Origin of the sequence: Streptomyces lomondensis (assembly GCF_014651035.1) — a bacterium.
In the GTDB taxonomy this organism is placed as follows: domain Bacteria; phylum Actinomycetota; class Actinomycetes; order Streptomycetales; family Streptomycetaceae; genus Streptomyces; species Streptomyces lomondensis.
In genome coordinates, this window is record NZ_BMWC01000005.1 from 54,472 (window position 1) to 80,141 (window position 25,670).

The window sequence follows — 25,670 nt, forward strand, 5'->3', positions numbered from 1 at the left end:
GGTGTTCCCCCGGAATGGCTTTGGTCATGAGATTGCGTTGCCACGGCATTCCGCTGATAAAAACCACAGGTCACAGCGGGTAAGAGGCGTCCCTCCGGGGCGACTTCGATCCTGTCGAGACAACGTTTGCACGCTAGGAGTGCCCCGTCGGGAAGTCAATGCGTCGCAACGTCGCGGAAGGCAAGAATCAGGTGAGGACAGCGCTGTCACCAAGGCCCGCTGATCGCAGGGTTGCTGTGCTAGCGTCCGGCGCATGCCACCAGGTCAGCGACACCCCACGATGGCTGACGTCGCCGAACGGGCGGGGGTCTCCGTGTCCACCGTCTCGCGCACCCTGCGCGGCCTGACCACGGTCTCGCCGGAGGTCCGCGCCCGGGTCGAACAGGCCGCGCGGGAGCTGGACTTCGCGGCCTCGCGGCATGCGGCGAGCCTGGTGACGGGCAGGACGGGCAGCGTCGCGGTGCTGGTGCCCACGCTCGGTTCGTGGTTCGTGGGCGCGGCCCTGTCGGGTCTGGGTCTCGTCCTGCGGGCGGCCGGCATGGAACTGACGGTGTATGTGATCCCGGACATGGCCGAGCGCAGGGCCTTCTTCGAGCATCTCCCGGCCCGGCGCAACGCGGACGCGCTGCTGGTGTTCTCCTTCGACCTCACCGAGCAGGAGACCAGGCGACTGGACAAGCTCGGCATGCCGGTCGTCTACGTCAGCCAGCACGTCGACGGACGCCCGAGTGTCTACGTGGACGACGTGGCAGGCGCCCTGTTCGGCACCCGGCATCTGCTCAACCTCGGCCACCGCCGGATCGCCTATGTGGCGACGGTGGGCACCGGCGGTTTCTCCTTCAGCTCGCAGGAGCGGCTGGTCGGTTACCGGCAGGCCCTCACCGAGGCGGGCATCCCGCTGGACGACGATCTGGTGGTCGCCACCCCGGTGGGCGACAAGCGGGGTGCCGCCGAGGCGGTCGGCAGGCTGCTGGGGCTGCGGGAGCCGCCCACCGCGGTCTTCGCCGAGCAGGACGAGGTGGCCGTCGGCGTGATCTGGACCCTGCGGGCGACCCGGATCGAGGTGCCCGGGCAGGTGTCGGTGGTCGGCTTCGACGACCAGCCGCTGGCGCAGTGGTTCGATCTGACCACCGTGGCGCAGTCGCCCTCGGCGATCGGCCGGGAGGCCGGCGAGCTGGCCCTGTCGCTCATCAACGACCCGGGCGCGGACCGCGAGCGGCACCTCGTGCTGCCGACCCAGGTGATCCCCCGGGCCACGACCGCCCCGCCTCCCGCGCCGCGGAGCGCGCCGGAGGCCCAACTGCCGCCGGGCTGACGGAAATCAGCGCGCCCCGGCGGACGTCCCTGCCTAGACTCGGCCGAAAACGAGGGGGCTGCCGTATGACCACCGGACAGAACACCGTGGGAGACGTCTTCAGCGCGGGCGCGGAGGAATTCCACCGCTGGTCGCCGACGCTGTGGGACCCGGTCGGCGAGGCCACGGCGGGCGTGGCCGCCCTGGCCGCGGGGGAGTCGGTGCTGGACGCCTGCTGCGGGGCAGGAGCGTCGGCGCTGCCGGCCGCGCGGGCCGTCGGGCCGGCCGGGCGGGTGGACGCCGTGGATCTCGCGGACGGGCTGCTGGCGATCGGTGAGCGCCGGGCGCGGGAGGAGGGCCTGGCGAACATCCGCTTCCAGCGCCACGAGGTGACCTCGTGGCCCGTGCCCGGCGACGGCTACGACGTCGTGCAGTGCGCTCTGGGGGTCTTCTTCTTCCCGGACATGGACCGGGACTCGGCCGCGCTGACGCGCATGCTGCGCCCCGGTGGCCGGTTCGTCGTGACCGTCTGGGAGAAGGGCGCGCTCGGCGGCTGGCAGTCGGCGCTCCGCGAGGCGGTCCTGACGGAGCGCGACCTTCCCGACCGGCCGCAGCGGGAGCAACTGGCCCGGATCGACACGGCCGACACCCTCGCGGCCTGGCTGACGGACCTCGGCGGGAGCGAACCCCGGGTCGTCCGGCGGCGGTTCGACGCCCCGCTGACCCCAAAGACGGGCTGGGTCCTCGCCATCGGCAGCGGCACGCGCGGGATGCTCGCCGGGCTGTCACCGGCCGCCGTGGAGCGGGTGCGCGCCGAGTTCTCCGCCCGGCTCACGGCGGGCGCCGTCACCGACCTCGACGTACGGGTCCTGGTGGGGACGGCCCGCTTCTCCGGCTGACCGGCCGGCCGCGCGGGGCGGCGGGCAGGAGGCCGGGGCCGGCTCCCGCCCGCACGGCCCGCAGACGCCGGTCAGTTCGAGGGTGTGCTCCAGTTCGGTGAAGCCCGTGGTCTCGGCGAGCCGGGCCGCCCACTCCTCGACGGTCTCCGCGTCCACGGGCCGACTGCGCCCGCAGCGGCGGCAGATGAGGTAGTGGCGGTGCTCGCCGGCCGGCCGCCCCAGATACAGCCGCTCACCGCCCTCGTCGCGTACGACGTCGACGAACCCGGCACGGTCCAGTTCGCGCAGGGTGCGGTAGACGGTGGTGAGGCCGACCGTGCTGCCGGAGTCGGCCAGCAGGGCGTGCAGTTCCTGCGCGGAGACGAACTCACGGCAGCGGCCCAGGGCGTCGAGCACGGCCCGGCGCTGCCGGGTGCTGCGCAGCCCCGGGGTGTGGGCGCGCCCCGCGGCGGCGCCCTCCTCCGCTTCGCCCATGACGGCACTCCTCGGTCGACCGGCGCGTTCGTCAGCACCCCATGCTAGATGAACATGGTTTTCACGTCGACGAGCGGCCCGGGCCACCTAGCATGTCCCGCCTGTCCAAACCGTTGACGAGGGTAAGAGCCCCACTTATCTTCTGACCGAATTCATGGCCGAATTCACGAACCACGTTCGAAATTACGGACAGAGGGGCTCGTATGCTTCCCACTTCCCCTGCGGCCGGGCGCCGCAGACCCCTGCTCCTCTGCGTGCTCGCCCTGCTCCTCGCCCTCGTGGCGGCGACACAGCCGGCGTCCGCGGCGGACGGGCGCCCCTACACCAACCCGCTCAAGTCGGCCAAGGGCGCCGACCCCTGGCTGACCTACCACGAGGGCAGCTACTACCTGATCACCACGACGTTCACCGGCGTCCTCACCATGCGGAAGTCCCCGACCCTGGCCGGTCTCGCCACCGCGCCCAGCGTCCAGGTGTGGTCGGACACCACGCCCACCCGCAACACCAACATCTGGGCGCCGGAGATCCACTTCCTGAACGGCCGCTGGTACCTGTACTACTCCGCCGGCCAGAGCGGCGTGGCCTGCTGCGACTCGCAGCGCACCCATGTGCTGGAGAGCGCCGGCTCCGACCCGATGGGCCCCTACACCTACAAGGGGTCGCTGACCGGGTCGAACCTGGCTCCGGGCGGCTGGCTGATCGACGCCAGCGTGCTCCAGGCGAACGGGCGGCTGTACCTCGTCGGCAGCGGCTTCGTGAACGGCAGCGCGCAGAGCCTCGTCATCGCGCCGATGAGCAACCCGTACACCCTCGCGAGCAGCGCCTTCACCGTGATCTCCAGCCCGACGCTGAGCTGGGAGCGGTCGGGCTCGCCGGTCAACGAAGGGCCCGAGCCGCTCTACCGCAACGGCCGCACCTTCCTCACCTACAGCGCGAGTTCCTGCCAGACGGCCGACTACAAGCTGGGGCTGCTGGAGCTCACCGGCGCCGACCCGCTGAACCCGGCGTCCTGGACGAAGAAGCAGACCCCGGTCTTCCAGCGCGACGACGCGGCCGGCGTCTACGGCCCCGGGCACAACGGCTTCTTCACCTCGCCCGACGGCACCGAGAACTGGATCGTCTACCACGCCAACTCCTCGGCGACCGGCGGCTGCGGCAACGCCCGCACCACCCGCGCCCAGAAGTTCACCTGGAACGCCGACGGCACCCCGGACTTCGGCACCCCGGTCGCGCTCGGCCGCACGCTCCCCGGCCCGTCCGGCGAGACGGCGGCGACCCCGGCCGCGTACACCCTCGTCAACCGCAACAGCGGCAAGTGCCTGGACGTGGCGGGCGGCAGCGGCGCCGACGGCACGAACGTCCTGCAGTGGACCTGCAACGGCGGCGCCAACCAGAAGTGGCGCGTCGAGGACCTCGGCGACGACACCAGCCGGCTGGTCAACGCGGCCACCGGCAAGGTGCTGGACACCGCCGAGTGCTCCGCCGCCGACGGGGCCGACCTGCGGCAGTGGTCCTGGCTGAACAACAAGTGCCAGCGCTACCGGCTGGTCTACACGGGCGGCGACCACGTCCGGATCGTCAACGAGTCCACCGGCAAGGTCGCCGACGTCGCCAACTGCGGTACCGCGGACGGCGCCGACGTACGCCAGTGGTCGTGGCTGAACAACGCCTGCCAGCAGTGGCGCCTCGTACCCACCGTTCCTAATCAGTGAGCAGGAGTGAGTCTTGGACCCATTCCTGGTCGCTGCGGACATCCCGAACGGTCTTGGGTGTCCTGGTCGCCCGCGTACTCGCCGCGTCCGGCGGCACGGATCGTGTCCGTGGTCCGGGGACGCGGGGGCGGGTTCCCTCACGCCCAAGAACCTCCGGTCGGGCCTGGACGGTCCGATGCCCGTACCCATCGCTCTGGTGGGTGCGGGGCGGTGCCGTCCGTCGCCGGATCGGGTGTCCCAGGGCGCGCCTTCCGATCGCCACGGCTGCTGCGTCGTGGCGCGTGGTCTTGCGGGTCTTGCTGGTGAGGGGTTTCTGCCAGTGCTGGGCGCCCCACCGGCTGGTGTAGGCGGGGTCGACCGCGATGACAGGGATGCCCAGTTCGGCCGCCATGCTCACCAGCCGGGCCCGCAGCCTGCCGGCGGGCAGGCCGCAGATGAGGTTGCGGAACCGCTTCTTGCGGCCGTGCTTCTCGCGGGTCTTCTCCGCGGCGAAGTCGAGGTTTTCGACGGCGATCGCGAGGCCGTGGCGTTTGGCGAAGTGCAGCAGGCGGATCAAGGCGTGGCGGATCTGGGCGTCGCGGTGCTGGGTGGTGCCGGTGAGGTCGTAGCCGAAGCGCAGTGGTGCCCCGACGGGGTTGCCGTGAGTGTCGAGGCGCCAGGCGGCCAGGTGATCGGCGTTGGTGTCCACCCCGATCAGGCCGCCCGCCCGGGCCGCCTCCAGCGGCACGGTCCGGACCGGGGGGATGGTCCAGGAGGCGGTCAGGTACCAGCGGCTTCGGCCGGTGTCCTCGTGGATGCGGTAGGCCACGGCCCGGTTCGCCTGGATACGGTCGGCCCACTGCTCGCCCCGGTGCGCGAACACCACACGGGTGGCGAGGACGTACCGGCCGTGCGCAGCGTTGGCCAGGTGTGCCAGCGGCGCGGGCAGCTTGATCGAGACTTCGCCGTCGGGGGTGACGCGGATGGTCTCGTTGCCGAACCGTTTGCCGGACTCCCCGTCCGCCTGCAGGAAGCGGCGCACGGCCTGCCACCGGGTCCGCCACTGCTGTTCGGTCAGCTGTGCCTGCTCCAGGTGGTGGCGGGTGTTCAGCAGTCGCTTGCCGCCGCGCACCACACGCACCACCCCGGCTTCCCACTCGGCCCGCGCCGCCCGCAGCCGGTCGTCGAGCAGGCGCAGACGGCGGGACTTGGCAAACCACTCCTGACGGGTGTCGTAACCACCCGGAGCACGCTTGCTGCCTTTCTCCCCCAGGGGCAGGGACAGCCGGTGGGTGATCGTCCTGACCCCTGCTTCGAGGCCTTGGAGGTGCGCGAGCTGACCGCGCCGGGCCAGTGCCCACTGGTCGTGGGTGGCCTTCGTGATCGACCCCGCCCAGCGGGAGGAGGACTCCTCAGTCAGGACCCGCTTGCGCTGCGCCCACTGATCGCTGTCGTGCGCCAGCCCCGCCGCGCACCGCGCCTTCAGATCCCGCGAGGCCAGCGAACTCAGGTGGTCACCGATCAGACGAAGGACTTTCTCGTCCTCGGCGGTGAGGTGCTTGAGGCGGGTACGGATCGCGACCCCGCAGGGGCCGGGCACCACGAACGGTGCCGCCACCTCCCGCAGCCCACCCACCCCGCCACCCCCGGCCCCGTGTCGCAGAAATCCGTCACCACACCCAACGACCACCTCCAGCGAATGTCACACATTCGAGGCAAGAACTTCCGTTCCCCTACGGCGAGCTGACCTGCCGCCGACCCGAGCACTCACTCATACGCGCCAGAACACGCTCAAGAACCATCAATCGCCACCTGTTCACAGCCCCCTGACCCTCTTCGGAGACCCCCCTTGAGACGCAACGCCGTACGGCTCCTCATGGCCGTCCTGGTCGCCCTCGCGACCTGCCTCGCGGGCGCGCCCGCCCAGGCCGCCGTACCCGACTCCCCCGGTGTCACCTACACCAACCCGATCGCGGAGAAGCGGGCCGACCCGCACATCTTCAAGCACACCGACGGCTACTACTACTTCACCGCGACCGTCCCCGAGTACGACCGCATCGTGCTGCGCCGGGCGACCACCATCCAGGGGCTGAAGACGGCCCCCGAGACCACCATCTGGACCAAGCACGCCAGCGGCGTGATGGGGGCCCACATCTGGGCGCCCGAGATCCACTTCATCGACGGCAAGTGGTACGTGTACTTCGCCGCCGGCGCCACGAACGACATCTGGGCGATCCGCATGTACGTCCTGGAGGGCACCGGCGCCAACCCGCTCACCGCCGCCTGGACGGAGAAGGGGCAGATCAAGACGCAGTGGGAGAGCTTCTCCCTGGACGCCACCACGTTCGTCGTGAACGGCGTGCGCTACCTGGCCTGGGCGCAGCGCGACCCGTCCGTGAACAACAACACCGACATCTACCTGGCGAGGATGGCCAACCCGTGGACGATCACCGGCACTCCGGTGATGCTGTCGCGGCCCACCTACTCCTGGGAGACCGTCGGCTACAAGGTCAACGAGGGCCCGGCCGTCATCCAGCGCGGCGGCAAGGTGTTCATGACGTACTCCGCGAGCGCCACCGACAGCAACTACTGCCTCGGCATGCTCACCGCCTCCGCGAGCGCGAACCTGCTCAGCCAGGCCTCCTGGAGCAAGAGCGCCACCCCGGTGTTCGCCAGCAGCGCCGCGACCAGCCAGTACGGCCCGGGCCACAACTCCTTCACCGTCTCCGAGGACGGCAAGAGCGACATCCTCGTGTACCACGACCGCAACTACAAGGACATCAGCGGCGACCCGCTCAACGACCCCAACCGCCGCACCCGCGTGCAGAAGGTGTACTGGAACGCCGACGGCACCCCGAACTTCGGCATCCCGGTCGCCGACGGGGTCACCCCGCAGCGCTTCTCCTCGTACAACTTCCCGGACCGGTACATCCGGCACTGGGACTACCGGGCCCGGATCGAGGCGAACGTCACCAAGCTCGCCGACTCGCAGTTCCGCGTCGTACCGGGCCTCGCCGGCAGCGGCACCGTCTCGCTGGAGTCGGCGAACTTCCCCGGCTACTACCTGCGGCACAAGAACTTCGAGGTGTGGCTGGAGCGCAACGACGGCAGCGCGCAGTTCGCGGCCGACGCCACCTTCCACCGGCGCGCCGGACTGGCCGATTCGGCGGGGGTGTCGTACGAGTCGTACAACTACCCCGGGCGATACGTCCGCCACTGGGAGTACCTGCTGAACGTGCAGGCGGTGAGCACGGCCACCGACCGGGCGGACGCCACCTTCTACACCCAGTGACGGCACGGTAAATGCGCGTAATGCCCTGATTGCGTTCCCGACGGGCGGGCACTCAGGGCATGTGCAGACACGACAGGACATGCGACCGCGCAGGGTGCTGCTGACCGGGTGGTTCAGCTTCCGGGACGGGGAGGCGACCGCCGGGGACGTACTGGCCCTGCGCCGGGTGGAGGACGTACTGCGGGGGACCGGCATCCCCTACGACATCGCCTGGAGTCCCGGCTTCCGTCCGGAGGCGCTGCATCTGGACCGGCTGTGGCCCGAGGACTACAGCCACCTGGTGTTCGTGTGCGGCCCGCTGCACGGGCCGCAGGTCGAGGAGCTGCACCGGCGGTTCGCGCACTGCGTGCGGATCGCCGTCGGCACCTCGGTGATCGACCCCGCCAGTGCGGCCGTGACCGGCTTCCACCGGGTGCTGCCCCGGGACGCGCCCGACAGCGAGCCGGTGGAGGACCTGGCGGCCCGCGCCCCCGAGGTGCCCGCCCGGCCCGTCGTCGGGGTGATCCTCACGCACGGGCAGGAGGAGTACGGGCAGCTGCGGCGGCACGGGCAGGTCGCCGAGGAGGTGACCCGCTGGCTGGGCGGGAAGGACTGCGCCCGGCTGGAGCTGGAGACGCGGCTCGACACCCACGACTGGCATCTGAGCGCCACGCCCGCGCAGCTCCAGTCCGTGCTGGCCCGGCTGGACCTCGTCGTCACCGACCGGCTGCACGGCCTCGTGATCGCGCTGCGGGTCGGCACCCCGGTGCTCGCCGTCGACCCGGTCGAGGGCGGCGCCAAGATGAGCGCCCAGGCCCGTGCCTGCGGCTGGCCCGCGCTGGTGCCCGCCGAGCGGCTGGACGTGCGGCAGCTGGACCGCTGGTGGGACTGGTGCCTGACCGGCGGCCGGGTGACCGCCCGGCAGATCCGCGACGGGTTCCGCGAGGGCTCCGTGCCGGACAGCGCGGACCGGCTCGTCGAGGCACTGGCGCGGCCCGTCCCCGGTTAGCTCCCGGGCCTCACGGGGCACCCGCTCTCACGTCTCCCCCTCCCCCGGAAGAGTGAGGCGCTCCGGCCGCCCGGAAGGAGAGAGCGTGTCCATCGGCCGACTCCCCGAGAACGAACAGCGCATCCTCGACGAGATGGAACGCGCCCTGCGCCGCGACCGCCGCCTCGACCGCCGGATGCGCACCCTGCGGCCGAGCCGCCGCCCCGACCCCGCCCGGGTCCTGGGCCGGATGGCCTCCTACCGCCCCCGCGGAGTGACCGTGGCGATCCTGCTCGTGGTGTCGGTCGCCCTGATGGTGGCCGGGATCGTCACCTCCGAGCCGGGGGTGATCTGGGCGTTCGCCGCCGTGTGGCCGCTGACCCTGTTCGCCGTGTTCCGGCTGATGTGCCGGTGGTGCGAGGGCTGAGCGCCCACCTGCCCGGGCACGTCAGCCCGGGTGTCAGCCGGTGTAGCGGCGGGCCTCAGCCGGTGTAGCGGCGGGCCTTCGAGGCCCGCTGGGCCGGTTCGAGCAGGCGCAGGCGGGACTCGACCTCGTGCGGCAGGACGCGGCGTTCGCGCAGCACCCAGGGGAGGGCGGCCGCCGCCTCGGCGAAGGCGCGCAGGGACACGGTGTCGCGCGGGACCGTACGGGCCAGGTTCACCGTCCGGCGCAGCGCGGGGCCGGCCGGGCGGCGCAGCCAGGTGAACCACAGGGTGTTGCGGATGCCGTGGGTCCGGCGCAGGGTGGCGTCCCGGGCGGCGGACGGGAAGTGGTGCACCGCCAGGTGGTCGGCGTACGTCAGCCACCAGCCGTCGGCCGCCAGGTCCGCGGCGAGCAGCTCCTCCTCGCCGCCCAGCCACAGCCGCGGATGGAAGCCGCCCGCGGCCCGGAAGGCGCCGGTGCGCAGTACGGTCGCGGCGGCCAGGAACGAGCCCAGCGCCGGTCCCGGCAGCCAATCCGGCCCGGGGACGGGCGAGTTGCGCAGCTCCTCGACGATCGGGTCGTCGGTGCCGTCGGGTTCGACGACGATCCGGGCCGTGACCGAGCCCAGCGCCGGATGCCGGTCCAGCAGGTCGGCGGCTCCGGCCAGTGATCCGGGCGCCCACCAGGAGTCGTCGTCGCAGAAGGCGATGTAGGGCGTGTCGACCTGCCGGATCGCCAGGTTGCGGCCGACGGCGCCGAGGTTGCGGCCGGGCCGCAGCAGCCGTACCTGCGGATGGCGGTGGGCGACGGCCTCGGCGGTGCCGTCCGTGGAGCCGTTGTCGGTGACGATCACCGGCGGGTTCTCCGGCAGTTCGGCGAGGCGGTCGAGGGTGCGCAGGAGTTCCCGGCGCCGGTTGTGGGTGATGACGACGACGGTCGTACGGCGGTCGGTCACGCGGACGCTCCCTCCAGCAGGCGCGCGGCCCGCTCCACGTGCGGGGGCAGGGGCCGGCGTTCGCGCAGGGCGGCGGGCAGGCGGGCCAGCGTCCCGCGCAGGGCCTGCCGGGCGTGGCCGTCGTGCCGGGCCTCGGCCGCGAGGGCGCGGGTGCGGGCCAGCGCGTACGGCACGGGGCGGCGCAGCCAGGCGGTGAGGAGTTCGTTGCGGCGCTGGACGGCCGAGCGGCCGGAGCGCGGCGCGGGCGCCGGGTGGTGGTGGGCGACGACGCCCGGGCAGTGGGTGACGCCCCAGCCGCGGGCGGCCAGGTCGTAGGCGAGGAGGGTCTCCTCGCCGCCGAAGAACAGCAGCCGGTGGAAGCCGCCCGCGTCCAGGTAGGCGCTGCGGCGGACGACGGAGGCGCAGGCGAGGAAGCCCAGGACCTGGGTGCCGGGCAGGTCGCCGACCCGGCCGAGGGGCGAGTCCGCGAGCACCTCGTTGAGCGGGTCGGGGTCCGCGGCCGGGCCGACCAGGGTGCGGGCGGAGATGAGGCCGAGCCGCGGGTGGGCCTCGAACAGGCGGGCCGCCGTGATCAGGGCGCCGGGTGCCCACCAGGAGTCGTCGTCGCTGAACGCCACGTACGGGGTGTCCAGGACCCGGGCTCCGTAGGTCCGGGCGAGAGCACCGTAGTTGAACGGCAGCGCCAGGACGCGGACCCGCGGGAAGTCGCGGGCCAGCATGGCGCGGGTGTCGTCCGTGGAGGCGTTGTCGGCGACGAGGATCTCGGGCCGTTCCGGCAGGGCCAGGAGGTGCCGCAGGGCCCCGGCGAGCGTGGCGGAGCGGTTGCGGGTGGCGATGACGATGCCGACGGGGCTCGTGTCCGGGTACGGGATGGTCATCGTGCGGGGCGTCCCCTTCACGGGTGTCGGATGGCGGGCAGTTCGTCGACGGCGCGCAGGACGTCGTCGGGGGTGATGCGCAGCAGCGCGGGGTCGGGGCGGCGGCCGTGCGGGTCGCCCTCCGGGCCGTACCACAGCGCCCGGTGGCGGGGGTCGGGCGGCGGGCCCCAGCGGCTCGGGGCGACCGGGCCGAAGAGCGTGACGGAGCGGGTGGCGTGGGCGACGGCGAGGTGGGCGATGCCGGTGTCGCCGCTGATCACGGCGTGCGCGTCGGCGACGAGCGCGGACAGCCGGCCGAAGGGGAGGCCGCCGCCGAACACATCGGTGTCGGGCAGGCCGGCCTGCTTGACGAGCCGGGCCACGAGGTCGCCCTCGTCGGCGCCGCCGGTCACCACGACGCGCAGGCCCCGGGCGCGCAGCCCGGCCGCGACGGCCGCGTAGCGCTCGACCGGCCAGCAGCGGGCCGGCGACCCCGCGCCGGGGTGCAGCACGGCCGCGCCGGGTGCCGGGGAGGCGCTGTCCGGGCGGGGCAGGAGCAGGTCGCCGGGGTCGGCGGCGATGCCGTACGCCTGGAGCAGGCGGCACCAGCGGTCGCGCTCGTGTTCCTCCGCGTACCAGGGCGGGCCGTCGATCTCCGGCGTGTCGGGATGGGCGAAGGCGAGCAGCTTCAGCGGGCGCAGCTCCATGAGCAGCCGGTGGCTGGGCGGGCCGTTGCCGTGCAGATCGACGGCGACCTCCGGCGGCGGACCGGTCCAGTCCAGCGACCGCGGTACGGCCCGCCCGGGCGCGGCGGCGGGCAACAGCCGGTCCACAGCCCCCGTCGCCGCGGCGACGGGTTCCAGCTCGGCGGGCGCGGCCAGCACGAGTTCGTACCCCGGATAGGCCCGCCGCAGGGCGCGCAGGGCAGGAACCCCGGCGAGCAGATCACCGAGCCCCAGGGCGCGCAGGACGAGGAGACGGGGGCGGGGGGTGCCCGCCGGGGGCACGCCCGGGGTCGTGGCCGTGGCCGTGGTCGTGGCTGTGCCCCGCGCCGCGTCCGGTGCCATGCCCGGCGCCGCGTCCCGCGCCGCGTGCGAAGCCGCGCCCGGCACCATGCATCGCGCCGCGTCCGGGGACGAGGCCGACGCTGGGTTCGGCGTCGTGGCCGATGGCCTGTCCCGGGCCGGGGCCATGGCAGCAGCGCCCCGCACCCCACCCGACGCCACACCCGACCCCGCGCCCCCCGCCGCCCCCGGGCGCGAAGCCCACGCTGGGTTCGGCATCGCGCTCGCTGCCCTGTCCGGGGCCGCGGCCATGGCTGCGCCCCGAACCCCGCCCGACGCCGCACCCGGCACCCCGCCCGATCCCGCACCCCGCGGCGCGGCCGGGCGCGGAGCCGACGCCACGCCACCCGCCGCGCCCTGGCGCAAGGCCAACGCTGGGTTCCGACGCGTGCTCGATGTGCTGTCCGGTGTCATGGCAGCAGCCTGCACCGGGCCCGCCGCGTCTGCCGCCACGGGCCCGCTCATCGGGTGCACTGGCTTCCTCGTGTCACCGGTCACCGCGCTCCCTCCGCCGCCCTTTCCATCAGGGCCGTCGAGGAGCAGCCGTCGAGGTACGGCAGCAGGACCGCCTGGCCGCCCCACTCCTGGAGGAGGGCCGCCTCGGGGAGGTCGGCGGCCGCGTAGTCGCCGCCCTTGACCCAGACGTCGGGGCGCAGGTCGGCCAAGAGGCGTTCTGGGGTGTCCTCGGCGAAGACGGCGACCGCGTCGACGCAGGCCAGGGCGCGCAGCACGCGGACGCGGTCGGCGAGCGGGTTGACCGGGCGGCCGCCGCCCTTGCGGCGTCGTACCGAGGCGTCGGAGTTGACGCACACCACGAGGCAGTCGCCGAGCCGCCGGGCGGCCTGGAGCAGGCCGACGTGGCCGGCGTGCAGCAGGTCGAAGCAGCCGCCGGCGGCGACGACCGTGCCGTGCGCGGCGCGGACCCGGGCGGCCAGGGCGCACGGGTCGTCGCCGGCGGGCAGCGGGGGCGACGGTTCGGCGTCCGCGCTGGGTACCGCCGCCGCCCCGCCCGCCGCGACGAAGCCGGTCGCGGCGGCCACGGCGCCCTCGACGGCCTCGGCGACCAGGACGCCGTCGGCGAGCAGCCCGGCCGCCGTGGCGGCGAACCGGTCCCCGGCCCCGCAGCTGTCGCCGGGGTGCGCGGCGGGCGCGGGGACGAGCAGCGGGTGCTCGCCGTAGGAGAGGAGGGCCCCGCGTGCGCCGAGGGTCACCGCGACGGCCGCGGCCCGCCAGTGCCGTACCAGGGCGGCGGCGCTGTGGGCGGCGGCGCGCAGGTCCCGGCGTGACGTGCCGTCCTGTGGGGCGAGGCCGTGGGCCTCCTTCTCCGCCGGGGTCACCAGCCGGGTGCCCGGCACGGGCGGACCGCCGCGCGGGTGCGGGTCCCAGACCAGGGGCGGGCGGGCCGCGAGGTAGTCGCGGAGGGCGTCGGCGGCGCCGCGGCCGTAGTCGGAGACCAGGACGGCGGGCGCGGAGCGGACGGCCTCGCGGGCGGCGTCCGTGGCCTCGCGGGTGCGGCCGGCGCCCCGGTCCAGGCGGACCACCGGGCGGTCCTGCGCGAGGACCCGGGTCTTCTCGGACAGGGGTCCGTCCAGGGGCAGCGGGACGAGGGTGAGCCAGGGTTCCAGGAGGCGGCGCAGTTCACGGCTGGCGGGGTCGTCGCCCACGCCCGCCACCAGCGTGACGTCCCGGCCGTCGCGGGCCGCGAGGTACGCGGCGAGGGCGGCGCCGCCGGGCCGGGTCCGCTCCCCGCAGTCGTCGACGACCGGCACGGGCGCGTCGGGCGCGAGCCGTTCGGCGCGGCCGGTCAGGTCCCGGTCCAGCAGGGCGTCACCGACCACGACCAGCGGTGCCTTGCCGTTCATGTCACCTCCCGCCGTCGCCGTCGCGCCGGCCACCGCGTTCCACTGCCGCGTCGAACGCCGCACACACCATGTGCACCGCGACCAGGTGCAGTTCCTGCACGGTCGCCGCCGTCGGCGCCTCGACGCACAGGTACTCGTCGCTGCCCGCTATCAGCGGGTTGGGGGCGCAGCCGGTGAGGGCCCACACGCGCACCCCGGCCGCCCGGGCGGCGTCCGCCGCGGACAGCAGGTTGGCGCTGGCACCGCTGGTGGACAGCAGCATCAGCACGTCGCCTCGGCGGCCGTGGGCGCGGACCTGGCGGGCGAACACCTCGTCCACGCCGTAGTCGTTGGCGATCGCGGTCGTGCTGGAGGTGTCGGCGTGCAGGGCGAGGGCCGAGAACGGCGGCCGGTCGTCGCGGTAGCGGCCGACGAGTTCGGCGGTCAGGTGCTGGGCCTGGGCGGCGCTGCCGCCGTTGCCCGCGGCCAGCAGCCGGCCGCCGCCGGTGAGGACGGCCGCCAGGTGCTCGCCCCACCGTTCGGTGATGTGTGCCGAGGCGCGGAACGCGGTCAGCGCGTCCTGGAGTTCGTCGCAGTGCCCGGTGATCGGCGGGTGCACGGTCATCACGCCACCTCCTTCTGCTGTGCGTGTCCGGCGAGGACCTGCCGGTGGACCTGCTCGACGCCGTCGGCGACGCGCCGCCAGGTGTAGTGGGTGAGGACGCGTTCGCGCCCGGCGGTGCCGTAGCGGCGGCGCAGCGCGTCGTCGGCGAGGAGTTCGCGTACGGCGGCGGCGACCGACTCGGGGTCCTGCGGCGGGACGAGCCGGCCCGTGGCGCCGTCGGCGACGCTGTCGCGGTGGCCGCCGACGTCGGTGGCGACGACGGGCACACCGCAGGCCATGGCCTCCAGCGGCACGATCCCGAACGGCTCGTAGACCGGGGTGCACAGCACCAGATCCGCGCTGCCGATCAGGGCGGGCATGGCGGCCGGGTCGACCGCGCCGAGCAGCCGTACCCGGTCGGCCACGCCGGTGCGTTCCGCGAGGCGGCGCAGCCGCCGCGCCTCCGGGTCGTCGTCCAGCAGGCCGGCCGCGGGGCCGCCCGCGATCAGGAGTTCGGCGTCGGGGACGCGGGCCAGGGCCCGGACGGCCTGGTCGTAGCCCTTGCGCGGGACGAGCCGGCCGCAGGCGAGCAGCCGGTGCGGCGCGCGGCGGGCCGGGACGCCGTCGGGCGGCACCCCGGGCCGGAAGTGCCCGGCGTCGACCCCGCAGGGCACCACGGAGACCTGCGAGCGGGGCACGCCCATCCCGGCCAGTTCGTGCACCTCGTCGGTGCAGGTGGCCAGGACGCGGGCGCAGCCGCGGCCGATCTGCCGCTCGATGCCGATCCGTTCGGGCGGGCTGGTGTCGCGCCGGCCCTGGTGGCGGCGCTTGACGGTGCCCAGGGCGTGGAAGGTCTGCACGACGGGCACGCCGTGCGGGTGGGCGCCGATCCGGGAGGCCATGCCGGACATCCAGAAGTGGGCGTGCGCCACGTCCGGCCGCTCGCGGGCCCAGGCCCGGGCCAGCCAGGCGCCGAAGGCGGGCATGTGCGGGAACAGGTCGTCCTTGGGCACGGGGGCGGCCGGTCCGGCGGGCACGTGCTCGACGACGGCGCCGCCGGGCAGCGGTACCCGGTCGGGCAGGCCAGCGGCGTCGCGGCGGGTGTAGACCGTGACGTGGTGGCCGCGGCGGGCCAGTTCCTCGCTCAGGCGTGCCACGTACACGTTCTGGCCGCCGGCGTCGACGCCGCCGAGCGCGGCGAGCGGGCTCGCGTGCTCGGACACCATGGCGATCCTCATCGGGCCACCTCCTTCAGCAGCCGCTCCCAGTCGTCCAGGAAGCGGGACAGCCCGTAGCGGGCGAGCGCCGCCGCCCGCGCTCCCTCGCCGGCCATCCGCGCGTGCAGCGGGTCGGCCAGGAAGTCCCGTACGGCGTCGGTCAGTTCCTCGATCCGGTTGGAGACCACTCCGGCGCCGGGCGGCACGGCCTCGGTGACCTCGGTGGTGGCGAGCGCGACCACGGGCATGCCCAGGTGCATCGCCTCCAGCAGGGACAGACCGAGGGAGGTCCAGCGCACGGGGTGGACGTAGACGCGGCGCCGAGCCATCGCCGTGTGCAGTTCGGCTTGGGTGAGTTCGTGGCTGCGGCAGCGTTCGGCGGGGATGCCGAGCCGGTCCGCGAGGCCCTCGGTGCCCATGCCGAAGACGTCCAGCGGGGCGGCCTCGGCGAAGGCGGGCAGCAGGTCGGTGCCGGTGGTGCGGCCGCGCCGCAGGGGCTCGTTGACGGCGACGGCGGCGCGTTCCAGCTCCCCGGTCCACAGCGGGCCGGGGTCGACGATGCCGTGCTCGATGACGGTGCTGGGTGTGGAACCGGCGTCCCACATCAGCCGGTTGAAGTGGGTGACGTGGACGAGGGTGGCACCGGGAATGCCGGCGGCGGGGTGGCGGGTGTCGGGTACCCCCGGGGAGCCGTGCGGGGCGTTGTGCTCCAGGTACACCAGTGGCGGGCGGCGGCCCAGCCACCGGTCGACCAGGGCGAGTTCGTGCGGGCGTTGCAGCACGACGACGTCGATCTCCTCGTCGCGCAGCCGCTCCGGCGGGACCTCGACGACGGAGTCGGGCCAGTCCCAGGTGCGGGCGCGGCCGAGGCCGTCGGGGCCGCGGTCGGGGGTGACGGGGACGAGGTAGGTGTGCGGGCCCTGCACGAAGGCCGTGGTCCACGACCCGTGCACGTGCCAGAGCAGGATCCTCATGCCGCCTCCCCCATCAGCTTCTCGACGGCGGTCACCACGTCGTGCGCGGTGACGGTGTCCAGGCAGGGATGGCCCGGCACGGGGCACTCCCGCGCCCTGCTGCCGGCGCACGGGGCGTCCTGGTCGCCGAGCAGCACGTACGGCACGCCGTACGGCCGCCAGCGCCCGGCGGGCACGACCGGCGCGAACAGGGAGACGACCGGGGTGCCGACGGCGGCGGCGAGGTGGGCGGGTCCGGTGTTGCCGGTGACGACGGCGTCGGCGCCCGCGAGGACGCCGGACAGTTCCGCCGCGCCGGTACGGCCGCCGAGGTCGAGGGCGTGCTCGCCCGCGACGTACGCGGTCAGGTCGCTCTCCCCCGCGCCGCCGGTCACCACCACCCGGTGCCCGGCGGCGGCCAGTTCGCGCACGGCCTCGGCACAGCGCTCCGGGCTCCAGGCGCGGGCGGGGACGCTGGCGCCGGGGTGCAGGACGACGTACGGCCCCGGGCCGGTGAGCCCGGCGGTGGCGGGTGGCGGCAGCACCCGGAGCCGGGGGTCGTCGGCCGGCGGGAAGCCGGCCGCCTCGGCGAGGTCGAGGGCGGCCTCGGCCTCGTGGGCGTGCGGGGCGCGGTGGTGGCGTACGTCGAGGAGGGAGCCGGGGTAGTCCTCGCTGTCGGCGGCGATGAAGCCGACGCCGGCCAGGCGCAGCAGCAGGGCGGCGGGCAGCGGGGACTGGTGGAAGGAGGTGAGGATCAGCGCGGCGTCGGCGTCGATGGTGTCGATGAGCTGTTCGACCTCTCCGCGGCCGACGGGCGGGGGTGTGAAGCCGACCCAGGGGGCGTCCCAGACGAGGATGTCGTCGACGCCGGGCAGCAGGCGGGCGGCGGGCGCGCCGCGGGGTCCGCACAGCAGGGTGACGGTGTCGGCGCGGGCGGCGACCGCGCGGACGGCGGGTCCGGCGAGCAGGACGTCGCCGAAGCTGTCGAGACGGGTGACGAGTGCTTTCACGCGTCCCTCCTCTGCCCCCAGCCGGTGGTGTAGGCCTCCTGGATGGGGCGTTCGTCGGCGAGGACGCGGCCCTGCGGCGGCCCGTCCAGGACGGCGCGGACGGCGGTGAGCAGGTCGGGGGCGACGTGGTCGGCCGCCGTGGTCTCCTCGGGCCGGGTCTGGGCGGTGGGGACGAGGATGCCGTGGGCGCCGGCCCGGCGGGCGGCCTCCACGTCGGCGCCGATGTCGCCGATGACGACGAGGTCGCCCGGGTCGGTGCAGATCCGCCCGGCCGCCCACAGCACCATGCCGGGCTCGGGCTTGCGGCAGTGGCAGCCGTCGTCGGGGCCGTGCGGGCAGACGGCGAACACGTCGAAGGGGCCGAGGAGTTCGTCGACGCGGTGGTTGACGTTCCGCACGTCCGCGTCGGTGAGCAGGCCGCGCGCGACTCCGGACTGGTTGGTGACGACGCCGGTGCGGATGCCGCGTTCGCGCAGCAGGGCGAGGGCCTCGCGGGCGCCCTCGACGGGGCGTACGCGGTCGGGGTCGGCGTTGTAGGGGACGTCCTCGACGAGGGTGCCGTCGCGGTCGAACAGCACGGCCTTCACGGGGTTCACCGGGCTCGCCGGGCTCACCGGTCCACCTCCTCCGGCCAGGCGTGGGCATGGCGGTGGCGCCATTCGCCGGCCAGCCGGTGCCAGGTCGCGGCGGGCGGGATGAGCACGCTGGTCGCGAGCATGGTCGTGACCTCCTGGCGGGTGCGCGGGCCGGGGGCGATGCGGGCCCGGGCGAACTCGGCGGTGCCGGCGGCCCAGCCGAGCGCGCAGGCCGCGGCGGCCCGGGGGCGCCCGGCGGCGGCGAGGGCGCACGCGGCGACGCCCGCGGTCGTGATCGCCGCGTGGGCGCGGATCCGGCCGCGTGGCGCGACCGCCTTGTCCCACCAGTCGGGTCCGTGCAGATGCCGCATGAGGGCGTCGTCGGCGTTGCCGCGCTGCTGCCGCAGGGACACCCAGCGGTCGGCGGGGCGCACGGGGTGGCGGGTGGTGCGCCGGCCCTGCCGGATGCGCCAGCCCGCGTCGAGGATCCGCAGCGCGAGGTCGGCGTCCTCGCGGAAGGCCCGCCGGAACCGTTCGTCGAAGCCGCCGACCTGCTTGAGGGCCTCGGTGCGGTAGGCCATGTCGGCGGTGATCCAGTGGGCCCGGGCGAGTCCCGCGGTGCCGCGTTCCCAGTCGGTGGGGCGGCGTTCGCCGGGCAGGGGCACGGCGATGACGCCCTGGACGCCCGCGACGTCGGGGGACGCCTCGGCGAGGTCCTCGGCCAGCTGGTCGCCCCAGTGGGGCCCCACCTGGACGTCGTCGTCGAGGAACACGGTCCACGGCGCGGTCACGGCCCGCAGCCCGGTGTTGCGGGCGGCGGCGGGCCCACGACCGCCGCCGCCCAGCACCGTGGTGCGCTCCCGCAGATCGCCGAGGACGCTCAGCGGGTGCTCCAGCTTCCCGGGGTCGGGGTCCGGCCGGTCGTCGACGAGGACGATCTCGTCGGGGCGCGGCCCGGTCGCGGCGGCGAGCGCCGCGAGGCAGTCGGCGAGGGTGTCCCGCACGAGGGTGGGGATCACCACGGCGTACGAGGTCATGCGGCGGTCCTCCCTGCGTCGAACGCCCGGCCGCGGCGGACCGCGTACGGCCCGATGGCCAGCAGGTCGACGGGCGCGGACCCGAAGCACTCCAGGGCGTCGCGCGGGTCGTCGACCATGGGCCGCCCGGCGGTGTTGAGGCTGGTGTTGACGACCACGGGCAGTCCGGTGCGCCGTTCGAAGGCGCGCAGCATCCGAGCGACGAGCGGTTCCCGCCGTTCCTCGACGGTCTGGATGCGGGCGGTGCCGTCGACGTGCACGACGGCCGGGATCCGCTCCCGCCACTCCTCGGCGACGTCGTGCACGAACAGCATGTACGGGCTGGGCAGGGGGCCGCCGGAGAACAGGTCGGCGGCGCGGTCGGCCAGCACCATCGGCGCGACGGGCCGGAACTCCTCGCGGCCCTTGACGTGGTTGAGGCGTTCCAGGTTTTCGGCGCGGCCGGGGTGGGCGAGCAGGGAGCGGTGCCCGAGGGCGCGCGGGCCGTACTCGCTGCGGCCCTGGAACCAGGCGACGACGCCGTCCTGTGCCAGCACCTCGGCGACGGTCTCGGCGATGTCGTCGGGCGTCTCGTACGGGATCGCGGCGGTGTCGAGCCGGGCGCGCAGTTCGTCGTCGCTCCAGCCGCGGCCGAGGCCGGCGCCGGGCATGGGGCCGGGCTGCCCGGTCTCCGTGGCGGCGAGGTGCAGGGCGCCGCCGAGGGCGGTGCCGGCGTCCCCGGCGGCGGGCTGCACCCACACGTCCCGGTAAGGGCCCTTGGCGGCGATCTTCGAGTTGGCGACGCAGTTGAGGGCGACGCCCCCGGCCATCGTCAGGGCCTCGCCGCCCGCCTCGCGGTGCAGCCAGTCGGCGAGTTCCAGCAGGACCTCCTCCAGGACGGCCTGGGTGCTGGCGGCGAGGTCGGCGTGGTCCTGCGTCCAGGCCTCACCGGGGGCGCGGGGCGGGGCGAAGGACGCCCAGTCGACGCCGTGGGCGCGGAAGCCGCCGTGGCCGGTGGGGTGGACGTACTGGCGCAGCCCGGGCAGGAAGCGCGGGGTGCCGTAGGAGGCGAGGGCCATCACCTTGTACTCGTCGCTGCTGCGCAGGAAGCCGAGGTGGGCGGTGAGCTCCTCGTAGACCAGGCCGAGGGAGTCGGGCAGCGCCTGGGTGGCGAGGGTGTCGAGCTTGCCGTCGCGGTAGCGGCCGGCCAGGTGGGAGGCGGCCTCGCCGCGGCCGTCGAGGACGAGCACGGCGCTGTCGGGGTGGGGCGAGGCGGGCCCGGCGGAGGCGGCGTGGGCGACATGGTGGGGGACGAAGACGACCCGCTCGGGGTCGAGGCCGGGCAGGGCCTCGGCGAGGAACTCGGGGGCGCGGCGGGCGTACTCCAGCCGCAGCGGGTCCCAGGGGTCGTCCAGGCCCATGTCGCGGGCGGGCCGGGCGAGCTTCGGGTCGAAGGAGTAGGTGACGGCGTCCAGGTCCTCGGGCCTGAGGCCCGCGTGCTCCAGGCACCAGCGGGCGGACAGCTCGGGCAGTTCCCACGCGGAGAACGGCAGCGGGCGCTTGCCGTGCTTGCGCCGGCTGAAGCGCTCCTCCTCGGCGGCCGCCACCGTGTGGCCGTCGACGACGAGGGCTGCGGCCGGGTCGTGGAACAGGGCGTTGATACCAAGGATGCGCATGTGCTCCGTCCCGAGCTGTGTGACGTACTCCGGCGTCACGGCGAGTGCCGCACCGCAGGCTGTCTCAAACACTTGGAGACAACTCACCGCTCGGTGGACCGATTTTTCACTTTATGCAGCGCTAAAGCACCGCACTGTGACCGTACTCAGGCGGCCACGAGGCGTGAGAACCAGCCAATGGTCCGCTCCAGCCCCTCGCTCCAGCCGACGCGGGGTTGCCAGCCGAGCCGTTCCCGGGCCAGCCGGGTGTCGGGGCGGCGCCGGCCGGGGTCGTCGACGGGGCGGTCCACGAACCGGATGCGGGAGGCGGAGCCGGTGAGCTCGACGATCCGGCGGGCCAGCTCCAGCATGGTGATCTCGTCGCCGCCGCCGATGTTCACGGGCCCGGCCTCGGCGGAGCCGGCCAGGGCGAGCACGCCCTCCACGGTGTCGTCGACGTAGCACAGCGAGCGGGTCTGCCCGCCGTCGCCGGCGACGGTCAGGGGCATGCCGTCGAGGGCCTGCGCGATGAAGGTGGGGACGGCGCGGCCGTCCCCGGTGCGCATGCGGGGCCCGTAGGTGTTGAAGATGCGGACGATGGCGGTGTCGGTGCCGTGCACCCCGCGGTGGGCGGTGACCAGGGCCTCGGCGAAGCGCTTGGACTCGTCGTAGACGCTGCGCGGGCCGACCGGGTTGACGTTGCCCCAGTAGCCCTCGCACTGCGGGTGCTGCAGCGGGTCGCCGTAGACCTCGGAGGTGGAGGCCAGGACGAAGCGGGCACCGTCGGCGCGGGCCCGCTCCAGCGCGAGGCGGGTCCCCGTACTGCCCACGTCGAGGGTCTCCAGCGGCAGCCGCAGGTAGTCGGCGGGCGAGGCGGGGCAGGCGAAGTGCAGCACGAGGTCGTACCGGCCCGGCAGGGCCCGCCAGACCGCGGGGTCGGTGGCGTCGCCGCGCACGAACCGGAAGCCGGGCCGCTGCTCCAGCTCGGCCACGTTGGCGCGGGAGCCGGTGGCCAGGTTGTCCAGGCACACGACGTCCGTGCCGGCGTCGAGCAGCCGCGCACACAGATGGGACCCCACGAATCCGGCACCACCGGTCACCAGGGCCCGCCGCCAGGCATGCCCACCCATGCGGCTCTCCCTCCACTCGCCTTCACTTGCGTGACGACGCGAGTAACCAGAGGGGGGGCCGGGACACTGTGAACGGCGTGTATACACGCTAGGCATACGGCACGGGGCGGCACGGTGACTCCTTGGCCATGCCGCTCCTTGACCGGTTCCCTACGATCGTCGCGTGGTGGAGATCCTGCTGGAGCGTACGGTTCCGCTGCCCCTCGGCGAGGCGTGGCGGCGGGTCACGGAGTGGCGGCGGCACGGTGAGGTGGTGCCGTGGACGGCGGTCCGGGTGGAGCCGCCCGGGCCGACCCGCCGGGGCACGGTCGTCGTGGCCCGTTCCGGCGTCGGGCCGCTGGCCTTCGACGACCCGATGGAGGTCACGGTGTGGCGGCCGCCGCGGGACGGGGCTCCGGGGCTGTGCCGGCTGGAGAAGCGGGGCCGGGTGGTGCTGGGCTGGGCGGAGCTCGAGGTGCGGCCGGGGCCGGGGGGCCGTACCCGCGTGGTGTGGCGGGAGGAGATCCGGGTGCGTCTGGTGCCGTCGCTCTTCGACGGCGTGGTGCGGCGCTCGGCTCGGTATGTGTTCGGGCGGGCGCTGAACCGGCTGCTCAGACGGGCCTGACGCCCTGGCGGCCCCCGCCCCGGAACTTTCGTCCAAGACAGGCCCGCCGAAGTCGGCGACCGTAGAGGCATGCGCAGTGACGAAGCGAAGGCCGAGCCCGGCTGGGAAGTCGCCCTCCCCCTGGGCGGTGCGTCGCTCGACGGTGTCCGGATGGCCGGCTTCCGGGACCGGGCCGCCGTCGGACTGGACCTGCACGTGCTGCCGCAGCCGGCGGTGGTCGTCGTCCTCGGCCTCGGCGAGCAGCCGCTCTCCGTCGAGGGCACCGGCGGCCACCGGCCCCTGCGGAGCCTCGTCGCGGCGCTGTCGCCCGGTCCGGCCCGGATCCGCGGCGAGGGCGTCGAGTGCGTCGAGCTGCGCCTGTCGCCCCGGGCCGCCTACCCGCTGCTGGGCGTCTGCCCGCGCGAGCTGGACGGCTCCGTCGCCGATCTGGCGGACCTCTGGGGCCGGGACGGGCGGCAGTTGCACGCGCGGCTGGCCGGCACCCCGGACTGGCAGGAACGGCTCACGCTGGTGACCGGGTTCCTCGCCGAGCGGGCCGCGCGGGCACCGGCGATGGCGCCCGAGGTCGCCGCCGCCTGGGACACCATCGTGGCCCGGCGCGGCCGGGTACGGGTCGCCGACCTCGCCGCGTCCTGCGGCTGGAGCCGCAAGCGGCTGTGGTCCCGGTTCAGCGCCCAGACCGGCCTCACCCCCAAGCGCGCCGCCATGCTCGTCCGCTTCGACCACGCCGCCCGGGCGCTCAGCGCGGGCGCGCACCCCGCCGACGTCGCCCTCGCGTGCGGCTACGTCGACCAGCCCCATCTCCACCGTGACGTCCTGGCGTTCGCCGGATGCACGCCCACCGCCCTGGCCGGCCGGGCCACCACCGCCGGCTGACCGGAACCACACACCACACCACGCAGGAGGAAGACCCGTGGCGAACACCCCTGCCCTGGCACCGGACATGACCGACCGCGACCTGCTCGTACGCCTCGTCTTCGGCAGCATGGCCGCGCAGACCGTTCGCGCGGCCGTCCGGCTGCGGGTCGTCGAGCTGATCGGCGACACCCCGCGCCCGGCCGCCGACGTGGCCGCCGACGCCGGAGCCGAACCGCAGCCCATGACCCGGCTGTTGCGCGCCCTGGCGGGCCTCGGCCTGCTGCGGGAACACAGCTTCGGCACCTTCGCGGTGGCCCCCGCGGGCGTACTCCTCGACCCGGGCCGCCCCGGCTCGCTCACGTCCTTCGTGCGGATGTTCACGGAGCCGGAGATCATCCGCGCCTGGGAGCACCTGGACGACAGCGTCCGCACCGGTGACGTCGCGTTCGACGCCGTCTTCGGCACGGACTTCTTCAGCCGTCTCGCCCAGCGGCCCGAGCTGTCCGCCGAGTTCAACGCGGCGATGAGCCAGGCCACCGCGGAGGCCGCGGCCGTCCTGCCGCACGCCTTCGACTTCGGCCGGTACGCCGCGGTCACGGACGTCGGCGGCGGGGACGGCACCCTCCTGGCCGCCGTGCTCGCCGCGTTCCCGGGCCTCAAGGGCGTCGTCCTGGACACCTCCGACGGCCTCGCCCAGGCACCCGGGACGCTGCGCCGGCACGGGCTCGCGGACCGCTGCTCCCTGGTCGCCGGGGACTTCTTCCGCTCGGTGCCGGAGGGCTCGGACCTCTACCTCATGAAGAGCATCCTGCACGACTGGCCGGACGACCGGGCGGTCACGATCCTGCGGCACTGCCGCGCGGCGCTGCCGTCCGGCGGACGGGTGCTGATCCTGGAACCGGTGCTGCCCGAAACCGTCCCCGGCGGCTCCGGGGGCGTCGACGAGGCGGCCACCTACCTCAGCGACCTCAACATGCTGGTGAACGTGGGCGGCAGGGAACGCACCCGCACGGACTTCGAGGACCTGTGCCGGGCCGCCGGCCTGTCGCTCCTCTCGGCCACCCCGCTCCCTGGGGCGGAGCCGTTCTCGCTCCTGGAGGCCGCGGCGGCCGGCTGACCCGGCGTCAGGCCACCGACCCGATCCGCCCGACCTGCTTCGGCTCCGGCTCGTGATGGATCGGCGTGTGCGCCCCGGTCAGCGAGACCCCGCTGCCGCCGCGCCGCCCGGCGACGATCTCCGCCGCGATCGACAGGGCCGTCTCCTCGGGCGTACGGGCCCCGAGGTCGAGGCCGATCGGCGAGTGCAGCCGGCTCAGCTCCAGGTCGGTGACGCCGACGTCACGCAGCCGGGCGTTGCGGTCGAGGTGGGTCCGCCGGGAGCCCATGGCGCCGACGTAGGCCACCGGCAGCCGCAGCGCCAGCTTCAGCAGCGGGACGTCGAACTTGGCGTCGTGGGTCAGCACGCACAGGACCGTGCGGGCGTCGACGTCCGTGCGCTCCAGGTAGCGGTGGGGCCAGTCGACGACGATCTCGTCGGCCTCCGGGAAGCGCGCCCTGGTCGCGAAGACGGGGCGGGCGTCGCACACCGTGACGTGGTAGCCGAGGAACTTGCCGACGCGGACCAGGGCGGAGGCGAAGTCGATCGCGCCGAACACGATCATGCGGGGCGCGGGGACGGAGGACTCGACCAGGACCGTGAGCGGTGCTCCGCAGCGAGAGCCCTGCTCTCCGATCTCCAGGGTGCCGGTGCGGCCGGCGTCCAGGAAGGCGCCCGCCTCGGCGGCGACCGTGCGGTCCAGTTCCGGGTGGGCGCCGAAGCCGCCCTCGTAGGTGCCGTCGGGGCGGACCAGCAGGGCCCGGCCCGTCAGTTCGCGCGGGCCCGACACGATCCGCGCCACCGCCGCCGCCTCCCCTCGGGCGGCGGCGGTGAGCGCGGACGCGACCACCGGGCGGACCGGATCGCCGGCCCGTACCGGGGTGACCAGGATGTCGATGACGCCGCCGCAGGTCAGGCCCACGGCGAAGGCGTCGTCGTCGCTGTATCCGAAGCGCTCCAGGACGGTCTCGCCGTCCCGCAGCGCCTGCTCGCACAGCTCGTAGACCGCGCCCTCCACGCAGCCGCCGGAGACCGAGCCGATCGCCGTGCCGTCGGCGTCCACCGCGAGCGCGGCGCCGGGCTGGCGGGGCGCGCTGCCGCCGACGGCCACCACGGTGGCCACGGCGAAGTCACGGCCCTGCCCGACCCACCGGTTCAGCTCCTCGGCGATGTCCAGCATCTGTCTCGGTCTCC

24 protein-coding genes are annotated in these 25,670 nt (G+C 74.6%); 9 read left to right on the top strand and 15 right to left on the bottom strand.

Annotated features, from left to right (window positions below; genetic code table 11):
- Positions 1 to 280: 280 nt before the first annotated feature.
- Together IE255_RS18625 and IE255_RS18630 are read left to right on the top strand one after the other, a co-directional pair.
- Positions 281 to 1,315, top strand: a complete 1,035-nt coding sequence (locus IE255_RS18625; RefSeq protein ID WP_190051441.1) for a LacI family DNA-binding transcriptional regulator — start codon at positions 281 to 283, stop codon at positions 1,313 to 1,315.
- A gap of 65 nt (positions 1,316 to 1,380) precedes the next feature.
- Positions 1,381 to 2,193, top strand: a complete 813-nt coding sequence (locus tag IE255_RS18630; protein ID WP_190051442.1) for a class I SAM-dependent methyltransferase — start codon at positions 1,381 to 1,383, stop codon at positions 2,191 to 2,193.
- Here the strand turns inward: IE255_RS18630 and IE255_RS18635 are convergent.
- Positions 2,080 to 2,667 carry a Fur family transcriptional regulator gene (locus tag IE255_RS18635; RefSeq protein WP_190051443.1) on the bottom strand — a complete coding sequence of 196 codons (588 nt, stop codon included), beginning with the start codon at positions 2,665 to 2,667 and terminating at the stop codon, positions 2,080 to 2,082. The two genes, IE255_RS18630 and IE255_RS18635, sit on opposite strands and share 114 nt — an antisense overlap.
- A gap of 203 nt (positions 2,668 to 2,870) precedes the next feature.
- Here IE255_RS18635 and IE255_RS18640 point away from each other — a divergent pair, with 203 nt between their 5' ends.
- A complete protein-coding gene (locus IE255_RS18640; RefSeq protein WP_190051444.1) occupies positions 2,871 to 4,379 on the top strand; it encodes a family 43 glycosylhydrolase in 1,509 nt (502 codons plus the stop codon).
- On the opposite strand, the gene IE255_RS18645 is transcribed toward IE255_RS18640, so the two are convergent.
- A complete protein-coding gene (locus IE255_RS18645) occupies positions 4,369 to 5,994 on the bottom strand; it encodes a transposase (RefSeq protein ID WP_190051445.1) in 1,626 nt (541 codons plus the stop codon). The two genes, IE255_RS18640 and IE255_RS18645, sit on opposite strands and share 11 nt — an antisense overlap.
- 240 nt (positions 5,995 to 6,234) lie before the next feature.
- Here IE255_RS18645 and IE255_RS18650 point away from each other — a divergent pair, with 240 nt between their 5' ends.
- The 3 genes from IE255_RS18650 to IE255_RS18660 all read left to right on the top strand — a co-directional run bounded on the left by IE255_RS18650 (position 6,235) and on the right by IE255_RS18660 (position 9,044).
- Positions 6,235 to 7,650 carry a family 43 glycosylhydrolase gene (locus IE255_RS18650; RefSeq protein ID WP_190051827.1) on the top strand — a complete coding sequence of 472 codons (1,416 nt, stop codon included), beginning with the start codon at positions 6,235 to 6,237 and terminating at the stop codon, positions 7,648 to 7,650.
- 79 nt (positions 7,651 to 7,729) lie between these two features.
- Entirely contained in the window at positions 7,730 to 8,638 is a 909-nt protein-coding gene (locus tag IE255_RS18655) for a polysaccharide pyruvyl transferase family protein (protein WP_190051446.1), read from the top strand.
- 85 nt (positions 8,639 to 8,723) lie between these two features.
- Positions 8,724 to 9,044 (top strand): DUF3040 domain-containing protein, encoded by a 321-nt coding sequence (locus IE255_RS18660; RefSeq protein WP_190051447.1) that lies wholly within the window; start codon positions 8,724 to 8,726, stop codon positions 9,042 to 9,044.
- 55 nt (positions 9,045 to 9,099) lie between these two features.
- Here IE255_RS18660 and IE255_RS18665 read toward each other — a convergent pair whose 3' ends face one another.
- From IE255_RS18665 to IE255_RS18720, 12 genes are all read right to left on the bottom strand, one after another.
- Complete coding sequence (locus IE255_RS18665) at positions 9,100 to 9,996, bottom strand: glycosyltransferase family 2 protein (protein WP_190051448.1); 897 nt, start codon at positions 9,994 to 9,996, stop codon at positions 9,100 to 9,102.
- Positions 9,993 to 10,874, bottom strand: coding sequence for a glycosyltransferase family 2 protein (locus tag IE255_RS18670; protein WP_190051449.1), 882 nt, complete (start codon positions 10,872 to 10,874; stop codon positions 9,993 to 9,995). Before IE255_RS18670 ends, IE255_RS18665 begins: the two co-directional genes overlap by 4 nt.
- A 17-nt stretch (positions 10,875 to 10,891) precedes the next feature.
- Complete coding sequence (locus tag IE255_RS18675) at positions 10,892 to 11,920, bottom strand: glycosyltransferase family 9 protein (protein WP_229906472.1); 1,029 nt, start codon at positions 11,918 to 11,920, stop codon at positions 10,892 to 10,894.
- Between the two features lie 491 nt (positions 11,921 to 12,411).
- A complete protein-coding gene (rfaE2, locus tag IE255_RS18680) occupies positions 12,412 to 13,779 on the bottom strand; it encodes a D-glycero-beta-D-manno-heptose 1-phosphate adenylyltransferase (RefSeq protein ID WP_190051450.1) in 1,368 nt (455 codons plus the stop codon).
- Position 13,780: 1 nt separating this feature from the next.
- Positions 13,781 to 14,383 carry a D-sedoheptulose-7-phosphate isomerase gene (locus IE255_RS18685; protein ID WP_190051451.1) on the bottom strand — a complete coding sequence of 201 codons (603 nt, stop codon included), beginning with the start codon at positions 14,381 to 14,383 and terminating at the stop codon, positions 13,781 to 13,783.
- The gene (locus IE255_RS18690) at positions 14,383 to 15,600 is read right to left on the bottom strand and encodes a glycosyltransferase (protein ID WP_190051452.1); all 1,218 of its coding nucleotides are present in this window, start codon (positions 15,598 to 15,600) and stop codon (positions 14,383 to 14,385) included. Before IE255_RS18690 ends, IE255_RS18685 begins: the two co-directional genes overlap by 1 nt.
- Positions 15,597 to 16,553: a glycosyltransferase gene (locus tag IE255_RS18695; protein WP_190051453.1), complete on the bottom strand. Its 957-nt coding sequence runs from the start codon at positions 16,551 to 16,553 to the stop codon at positions 15,597 to 15,599. The genes IE255_RS18690 and IE255_RS18695 overlap by 4 nt, the downstream gene beginning before the upstream one ends.
- A complete protein-coding gene (locus IE255_RS18700; RefSeq protein WP_190051454.1) occupies positions 16,550 to 17,542 on the bottom strand; it encodes a glycosyltransferase family 9 protein in 993 nt (330 codons plus the stop codon). Before IE255_RS18700 ends, IE255_RS18695 begins: the two co-directional genes overlap by 4 nt.
- A complete protein-coding gene (locus tag IE255_RS18705; RefSeq protein ID WP_190051829.1) occupies positions 17,539 to 18,138 on the bottom strand; it encodes a D-glycero-alpha-D-manno-heptose-1,7-bisphosphate 7-phosphatase in 600 nt (199 codons plus the stop codon). The genes IE255_RS18700 and IE255_RS18705 overlap by 4 nt, the downstream gene beginning before the upstream one ends.
- Positions 18,139 to 18,152: 14 nt before the next feature.
- A complete protein-coding gene (locus IE255_RS18710; protein WP_190051455.1) occupies positions 18,153 to 19,154 on the bottom strand; it encodes a glycosyltransferase family 2 protein in 1,002 nt (333 codons plus the stop codon).
- Positions 19,151 to 20,809 carry a carbamoyltransferase family protein gene (locus IE255_RS18715; RefSeq protein WP_190051456.1) on the bottom strand — a complete coding sequence of 553 codons (1,659 nt, stop codon included), beginning with the start codon at positions 20,807 to 20,809 and terminating at the stop codon, positions 19,151 to 19,153. The genes IE255_RS18710 and IE255_RS18715 overlap by 4 nt, the downstream gene beginning before the upstream one ends.
- 146 nt (positions 20,810 to 20,955) lie before the next feature.
- Entirely contained in the window at positions 20,956 to 21,918 is a 963-nt protein-coding gene (locus IE255_RS18720) for an NAD-dependent epimerase/dehydratase family protein (RefSeq protein WP_190051457.1), read from the bottom strand.
- Between the two features lie 163 nt (positions 21,919 to 22,081).
- On the opposite strand from IE255_RS18720, the gene IE255_RS18725 reads away from it, so the two are divergent.
- From IE255_RS18725 to IE255_RS18735, 3 genes are all read left to right on the top strand, one after another.
- Positions 22,082 to 22,522 (top strand): SRPBCC family protein, encoded by a 441-nt coding sequence (locus IE255_RS18725; protein ID WP_190051458.1) that lies wholly within the window; start codon positions 22,082 to 22,084, stop codon positions 22,520 to 22,522.
- Positions 22,523 to 22,591: 69 nt separating this feature from the next.
- The gene (locus tag IE255_RS18730; protein WP_190051459.1) at positions 22,592 to 23,398 is read left to right on the top strand and encodes a helix-turn-helix domain-containing protein; all 807 of its coding nucleotides are present in this window, start codon (positions 22,592 to 22,594) and stop codon (positions 23,396 to 23,398) included.
- A 67-nt stretch (positions 23,399 to 23,465) separates the two neighbouring features.
- A complete protein-coding gene (locus IE255_RS18735; RefSeq protein WP_190051830.1) occupies positions 23,466 to 24,497 on the top strand; it encodes a methyltransferase in 1,032 nt (343 codons plus the stop codon).
- Between the two features lie 7 nt (positions 24,498 to 24,504).
- Here the strand turns inward: IE255_RS18735 and IE255_RS18740 are convergent, their stop codons facing one another.
- Complete coding sequence (locus IE255_RS18740; RefSeq protein ID WP_190051460.1) at positions 24,505 to 25,656, bottom strand: XdhC family protein; 1,152 nt, start codon at positions 25,654 to 25,656, stop codon at positions 24,505 to 24,507.
- Positions 25,657 to 25,670 lie beyond the last annotated feature (14 nt).